We start from the raw sequence: 7,405 nt of genomic DNA, 5'->3' as shown, positions 1-7,405 counted from the left end.
TCCGGGAGCGCCCGCATGAGCACAGTGTTGTTGTTGTCGACCGCCGACACGGACCTGCTGGCGGCCCGCGCGTCGGACGCCGCCTACCGGATCGGCAACCCGACCCGGGTCGACGTACAGGAGGAACTGCCGGGCCTGGTCGAGGGCGCGGACCTCGCCGTCGTCCGCCTGCTCGGCGGCAAGCGCGCCTGGGAGGACGGGCTCGCCGCGCTGAAGGCGTCCGGCATCCCGACCGTGCTCCTCGGCGGCGAGAGCGTGCCGGACGCGGAGCTGATGGCCGAGTCGTCGGTGCCGGCCGGGGTGGTGGCGGAGGCGCTGCGCTATCTGGTCGAGGGCGGCCCGGACAACCTCACGCAGCTCGCGCGGTTCCTGTCGGACACGGTACTGCTGACCGGCGAGGGCTTCGACGAGCCGCGCAAGATGCCGGAGTACGGGCTCCACGGTGAACGGCCCTTCATCGAGGGCCGCCCGACGGTCGGCGTGCTCTTCTACCGCGCCCACCACCTCAGCGGCAACACCGCCTTCGTCGACACCCTGTGCGACGCCATCGAGGCGCACGACGCCAACGCCCTGCCGGTGTACTGCGGTTCGCTGCGCGGCGCCGACGCCGGGCTGTACGAGCTGCTGGGCCGGGCCGACTCCCTGGTCGCCACCGTCCTCGCGGCGGGCGGCACGCACGCCTCGCAGGCCTCGGCGGGCGGCGACGAGGAGGCCTGGGACATCGGCGCGCTGGCCGACCTGAACGTGCCGGTGCTGCAAGGGCTCTGCCTCACCTCCTCCCGCGCCGCCTGGGAGGCGTCCGACGCGGCGCTCTCCCCGATGGACGCGGCGATGCAGGTCGCCATCCCGGAGTTCGACGGCCGCCTCGTCACGGTGCCGTTCTCCTTCAAGGAGCAGGGCCCCGACGACGTGCCGGTCTACGTGGCCGACCCCGAGCGGGCCGGGCGGGTCGCCGGGATCGCCGTGCGGCACGCGGCCCTCAAGCACAAGCCGAACGCCGAGAAGAAGCTCGCGCTGGTCTTCACCGCGTACCCGACCAAGCACTCCCGCGTCGGCAACGCGGTCGGCCTCGACACCCCGGCCTCGGCGGTACGCGTGCTGGACGCGCTGCGGGACGCGGGCTACTCGCTCACCGAACACCCCTCCGAGGGCGACGAGTTGATCCACCGGCTGATCGAAGCAGGCGGGCACGATGTCGAGTGGCTGACCGAGGACCAGCTCGCCTCGGCGCCCGCGCGGGTGCCGCTGGCCGACTACCGGGCGTGGTTCGAGAAGCTCGATCCCGAACTCCGGGACGGGATGCGGGAGGCGTGGGGCGAGCCGCCGGGCTCGCTGTACGTGGACGGCGACGACATCGTGCTGGCCTCCCTCCAGTTCGGGAACGTCGTCGTCATGATCCAGCCGCCGCGCGGCTTCGGGGAGAACCCGATCGCGATCTACCACGACCCCGACATGCCGCCCTCCCACCACTACATGGCGGCCTACCGCTGGCTGGACAACAGCTTCGGCGCCGACGCGATCGTGCACATGGGCAAGCACGGCACGATGGAGTGGCTGCCGGGCAAGGGGCTGGGCCTGAGCGCGGGCTGCGCGCCCGACGCCGTGCTCGGCGACCTGCCGCTGATCTACCCGTTCATCGTCAACGACCCCGGCGAGGGCACCCAGGCCAAGCGGCGCGGACACGCCACGGTGGTCGACCACCTCGTGCCGCCGATGGCCCGTGCCGACACCTACGGCGACCTGGCCAAGCTGGAGCAGCTGCTCGACGAGTACGCGCTCGTCTCCGACCTGGACCCGACGAAGGCGCCGGCGGTGCGGGCGCAGATCTGGACGCTGGTCAAGGCGGCCGAACTCCACCACGACCTGCACGTGGACGACCAGCCGGACGACGACGCGTTCGACGAGTTCGTCATGCACATCGACGGCTATCTGTGCGAGATCAAGGACGTGCAGATCCGCGACGGCCTGCACATCCTGGGCGGCGGCCCGGTCGGCGACCCGCGCGTCAACCTCGTACTGGCGGTGCTGCGGGCCTCGCAGGTGTGGGGCGGCCAGGCGAACGCGCTGCCGGGTCTGCGGGCCTCGCTGGCCGCGCATTTCGGGCTGGTGGAGAAGGAACTGCTGGCCGAGCCGGGTGCGCCGGTGAAGGTGCCGGTGGAACTGACGGAGCTGGTGGAGGGCCCCGCACGGTCGGCGGCGGACGCGATCGACCTGCTGGAGCAGTTGTGCCGGCGGTTCGCGGAGGGCATGGAACTCCAGGCCTGGGACACGGCGGCCGTTCCGGGCCTCGTGCGTGACGTGCTCGGCACCGAACTCCCCGATGCGGTCGCCGTGCTGGAGTTCGCCTGCCGGGAGGTCGTACCGCGGCTCGCCCGGACCACGGACGAGATCGGGCACATCCTGCGGGCGCTGGACGGCGGTTACGTCCCGGCGGGCCCGTCCGGCTCACCGACCCGTGGGCTGGTCAACGTCCTGCCGACCGGCCGGAACTTCTACTCCGTCGACCCCAAGGCGATCCCGTCCCGGCTGAGCTGGGAGGTCGGCCAGTCCCTCGCGGACTCCCTCATCCAGCGCTACCTGAGCGACACCGGCGAGTACCCGAAGTCCGTCGGCCTCACCGTGTGGGGCACGTCCGCGATGCGCACCCAGGGCGACGACATCGCCGAGATCCTGGCACTGCTGGGCTGCCGTCCGGTGTGGGACGACGCGTCGCGCCGGGTGACGGGCTTCGAGATCGTGCCCCTGGCCGAGCTGGGCCGGCCGCGCGTGGACGTCACGGTGCGGATCTCGGGCTTCTTCCGGGACGCGTTCCCGCACGTGGTCGGGCTGATCGACGACGCGGTGCGGGCGGTGGCGGAGCTGGACGAGCCCGCCTCGCAGAACTACGTCCGCGCCCACGCCGACGAGGACAGCGCCGAGCACGGCGACCGACGCCGGGCCACGGCACGCATCTTCGGCTCCAAGCCGGGCGCGTACGGCGCGGGTCTGCTGCCGCTGATCGACGCACGGAACTGGCGCAGCGACGCGGACCTCGCCGAGGTCTACGCGGTCTGGGGCGGCTACGCCTACGGACGCGGGCTGGACGGGCGCGCGGCACGCGGGGACATGGAGACGGCGTTCCGGCGGATCGCGGTGGCGGCGAAGAACGTGGACACGCGTGAGCACGACCTGGTCGACGCGGACGACTACTTCCAGTATCACGGCGGCATGGTCGCGATGGTGCGCCACCTGACGGGCGAGTCCCCCGAGGCGTACGTCGGCGACTCCGCGACGCCGGACCAGGTGAAGACGCGGACGCTGGGCGAGGAGACGCACCGGGTCTTCCGGGCGCGGGTGGTGAATCCGCGGTGGATGGCGGCCATGCGGCGGCACGGCTACAAGGGCGCCTTCGAGATGGCGGCCACCGTGGACTACCTCTTCGGCTACGACGCCACGGCCGGGGTCGTGGACGACTGGATGTACGAGAAGCTCAGCGCCGAGTACGTCTTCGACGCGGAGAACCGGGACTTCATGAAGAAGTCCAACCCCTGGGCCCTGCGCGGCATCACCGAGCGGTTGCTGGAGGCCGCCGACCGGGGGCTGTGGGCCGAACCCGACGCGGAGACGCTGGAGCGGCTGCGCGCCACGTATCTGGAGCTCGAAGGCGACTTGGAGGGCGACGACCAGTGAGTACTCCGTTCCCGTTCACGGCCGTCGTCGGTCAGGACGACCTACGGCTCGCGCTGCTGCTGAACGCCGTTTCCCCGGCCGTCGGCGGTGTGCTGGTGCGCGGCGAGAAGGGCACCGCGAAGTCCACGGCCGTGCGCGCCCTGTCGGCGCTCATGCCGGAGGTGGCCGTCGTCTCCGGGTGCCGTTTCTCCTGCGACCCCGCCTCCCCCGACCCCGGCTGCCCGGACGGGCCGCACGGGACCGGGGCGTCCGAGGCGCGGCCCGCGCGGATGGTCGAGCTGCCCGTCGGGGCCTCAGAGGACCGGCTCGTCGGCGCGCTGGACATCGAGCGGGCGCTGTCGGAGGGCGTGAAGGCCTTCGAGCCGGGGCTGCTGGCCGACGCGCACCGGGGCATCTTGTACGTCGACGAGGTCAACCTCCTGCATGACCACCTCGTGGACCTCCTGTTGGACGCCGCCGCCATGGGTGCCTCCTACGTCGAGCGCGAGGGCGTGTCCGTGCGGCACGCCGCTCGATTCCTGCTGGTCGGGACCATGAATCCCGAGGAAGGCGAATTGAGGCCACAACTGTTGGACCGGTTCGGGCTCACCGTCGAGGTCGCCGCCTCACGCGAGCCCGACCTGCGCGTGGAGGTCGTGCGGCGCCGGCTGGCGTACGACGACGATCCCGCCGGGTTCGCCGCTCGCTGGGCCGACGAAGAGGCCGCCGTACGGCAGCGCATCGTGGCGGCGCGGGAGCTGCTGCCGTCGGTGCGGCTGGGCGACGGGGCGCTGCGGCAGATCGCGGCGACCTGTGCGGCTTTCGAGGTGGACGGCATGCGGGCCGACATCGTGATGGCGCGGACGGCGACCGCGCTGGCCGCGTGGGCCGGGCGGACGGACGTACTCGCCGAGGATGTGCGGCAGGCGGCCTTGCTGGCGCTGCCTCATCGGCGGCGGCGGAATCCGTTCGACGCGCCGGGGCTCGACGAGGACAAGCTGGACGAGACGCTGGAGGAGTTCGGCGGGTCGGGCGACGACGGGGACGGCGACGACGATCCGGACCCGGGGCCCGGCGGTGGTCCCGGTGGGCAGCCCGAGCCCGATGACGCGCCGCAGGGCGACGGTGACACCGCCGCCCGCCCCGAGGCCGGGGAGGGTGGCGAACCGCAGGCTTCCGGGGGCGGTGCCGGCGAGCAGTCGCCCGTGCGTGCCGCCGAGCCGTTCCGCACGAAGGTGCTGAGCGTGCCCGGGCTGGGCGAGGGTGCCGCCGGGCGGCGTTCGCGGGCGCGGACCGAGCACGGGCGGACCACCGGGGCCCGGCGTCCGCGGGGCGCGCTGACCAAGCTGCACCTCGCGGCGACCGTGCAGGCCGCCGCTCCGCACCAGCGGGCGCGGGGCCGCAGTGGGCCGGGGCTGGTGGTGCGGCGGGACGACCTGCGGCAGGCGACGCGGGAGGGGCGTGAGGGCAATCTCGTGCTGTTCGTCGTGGACGCCTCCGGGTCGATGGCCGCGCGGCAGCGGATGACTGCCGTCAAGGGCGCCGTGCTGTCGCTGCTGCTGGACGCCTACCAGCGGCGGGACAAGGTGGGGCTGGTGACCTTCCGGGGCACGGCCGCCGAGGTCGCCCTGCCGCCGACGTCCTCCGTGGACGCGGCCGCCGCCCGGCTGGAGTCGCTGCCGACCGGTGGGCGTACGCCGCTCTCGGCCGGACTGCTGCGCGCCCACGAGGTGGTGCGGGTGGAGCGGCTGCGGGATCCGGCTCGTCGGCCGCTGATGGTCGTCGTGACGGACGGCCGGGCCACGGGCGGTCCCGAGCCCGTCGCGCTCGCGGGGCGTGCCGCGCGGCTGTTCGCGGCCGAGGGCACCGCCTCCGTGGTCGTGGACTGCGAGTCCGGGCCGGTGCGGCTGGGGCTCGCGGGACAGCTCGCGGGTGAGCTGGGCGGTACGGCGGTGACGCTGGACGAGCTGCGGGCGGACTCCCTCGCCGGGCTGGTCAAGGACGTGCAGAGGAGGGCCGCGTAATGCCGCAGGGACAGCCGAGTGTCGTACCGGACGACGGACTGACGACTCGTCAGCGGCGTAATCGTCCGCTGGTCGTCGTGCACACGGGCATCGGGAAGGGCAAGTCGACCGCCGCCTTCGGGCTGGCGCTGCGGGCCTGGAACCAGGGGTGGCCGATCGGGGTGTTCCAGTTCGTCAAGTCGGCGAAGTGGAAGGTCGGCGAGGAGAACGCCCTGCGGGTGCTCGGCGCCAGCGGTGAGGGCGGGTCCGTCGACTGGCACAAGATGGGCGAGGGCTGGTCCTGGGTCCAGCGGGACGCCCAGATGGACAACGAGGAGAAGGCCCGGGAGGGCTGGGAGCAGGTCAAGCGGGACCTCGCCGCCGAGACGTACAAGCTGTACGTGCTGGACGAGTTCGCCTACCCGATGCACTGGGGGTGGGTCGACACCGACGAGGTCGTGTCCGTGCTGCGGGAGCGGCCGGGGACGCAGCATGTCGTGATCACCGGGCGGAACGCGCCCGACGCCCTCGTGGACCTCGCCGATCTCGTCACCGACATGTCCAAGGTCAAGCATCCGATGGACGCGGGGCAGAAGGGGCAGAGGGGCATCGAGTGGTGACCTCCCCCGCCGTTCCCCGGCTGGTCGTCGCCGCGCCCTCCTCGGGAAGCGGCAAGACCACCGTCGCCACCGGGCTGATGGCCGCGCTCGCCGCGCGGGGGTTCGCCGTGTCCCCGCACAAGGTCGGGCCGGACTACATCGACCCGGGGTACCACGCGCTCGCCACCGGGCGGGTGGGGCGGAATCTCGACGCGTATCTGTGCGGGCCCGAGCTGGTGGGGCCGTTGTTCCTGCACGGGGCGCGGGGGTGTGACATCGCCGTGGTCGAGGGCGTGATGGGGCTGTACGACGGGGCGGCGGGGGAAGGCGAGCTGGCGTCCACCGCGCAGGTGGCGAAGCTGCTGCGGGCGCCGGTGGTGCTGGTCGTGGACGCGTCGTCGCAGTCGCGGTCGGTGGCGGCGCTGGTGCACGGGTTCGTGTCCTTCGATCCGGAGGTGCGGATCGGGGGCGTGATCCTGAACAAGGTGGGGTCGGACCGGCACGAGGCGTTGTTGCGGGAGGCGGTGGACTCCGTCGGGGTGCCGGTGCTGGGGGTGCTGCGGCGGGCCGCGCGGGTCGACGTGCCGTCGCGGCATCTGGGGCTCGTGCCGGTCGCCGAGCGGCGGGCTTCGGCGGTGGAGGCGGTTGCGGCGATGGCGGCGCAGGTGGCGGGCGGGTGTGACCTGGAGGCGTTGGTCGGGCTGGCGCGGGCTGCCGGGCCGTTGCCAGGGGGCTCCGCCCCCTGGACCCCCGGACCTATGCCCACCCACCACCCGACTCGGTCGGCCGAGAAGTCACCGCAGCGCGTCGCCGTTGCCGGTGGGGCCGCCTTCACCTTTTCCTACGCCGAGCACTCCGAGCTGCTTGCCGCCGCCGGGGCCGAGGTCGTCACCTTCGATCCCTTGCGGGACGAGGAGTTGCCCGAGGGGACGGATGGCCTCGTCATCGGGGGCGGTTTTCCCGAGGTGTACGCCTCCGAGCTGTCCGCCAACGAGGCGCTGCGGAAGTGTGTCGCCGAGCTGGCGTTCCGTGGGGCTCCCGTCGCCGCCGAGTGTGCCGGGCTGCTGTATCTGTGCCGGGAGTTGGACGGGCTGCCCATGTGCGGGGTGCTGGACGCCTCCGCCCGGATGTCGGAGCGGCTGACGCTCGGCTACC

The 7,405-nt window shown here is 73.1% G+C and carries 4 protein-coding genes; all 4 read left to right on the top strand.

Annotation, left to right across the window (positions count from 1 at the left end; translation table 11 throughout):
• Positions 1 to 15 precede the first annotated feature (15 nt).
• Entirely contained in the window at positions 16 to 3,669 is a 3,654-nt protein-coding gene (cobN, locus tag GTW67_RS10405; protein ID WP_161164510.1) for a cobaltochelatase subunit CobN, read from the top strand.
• Positions 3,666 to 5,672, top strand: coding sequence for a putative cobaltochelatase (locus GTW67_RS10400; protein ID WP_161164509.1), 2,007 nt, complete (start codon positions 3,666 to 3,668; stop codon positions 5,670 to 5,672). The genes cobN and GTW67_RS10400 overlap by 4 nt, the downstream gene beginning before the upstream one ends.
• Positions 5,672 to 6,271: a cob(I)yrinic acid a,c-diamide adenosyltransferase gene (gene cobO / locus GTW67_RS10395; protein WP_161164508.1), complete on the top strand. Its 600-nt coding sequence runs from the start codon at positions 5,672 to 5,674 to the stop codon at positions 6,269 to 6,271. Before GTW67_RS10400 ends, cobO begins: the two co-directional genes overlap by 1 nt.
• The coding region (locus GTW67_RS10390) for a cobyrinic acid a,c-diamide synthase CobB (protein ID WP_161164507.1) at positions 6,265 to 7,405 on the top strand (1,141 nt) is incomplete at its 3' end. The genes cobO and GTW67_RS10390, both read left to right, overlap by 7 nt.

The sequence above is a fragment of the Streptomyces sp. SID5910 genome, assembly GCF_009862125.1.
Classification (GTDB): domain Bacteria; phylum Actinomycetota; class Actinomycetes; order Streptomycetales; family Streptomycetaceae; genus Streptomyces.
This window is presented reverse-complemented; position numbering and strand designations above follow the sequence as displayed.

Coding starts and splice junctions, on each gene's coding strand:
- cobN (WP_161164510.1), top strand. CDS start 16: ATGAGCACAGTGTTGTTGTTGTCGACCGCCGACACGGACCTGCTGGCG.
- cobO (WP_161164508.1), top strand. CDS start 5,672: ATGCCGCAGGGACAGCCGAGTGTCGTACCGGACGACGGACTGACGACT.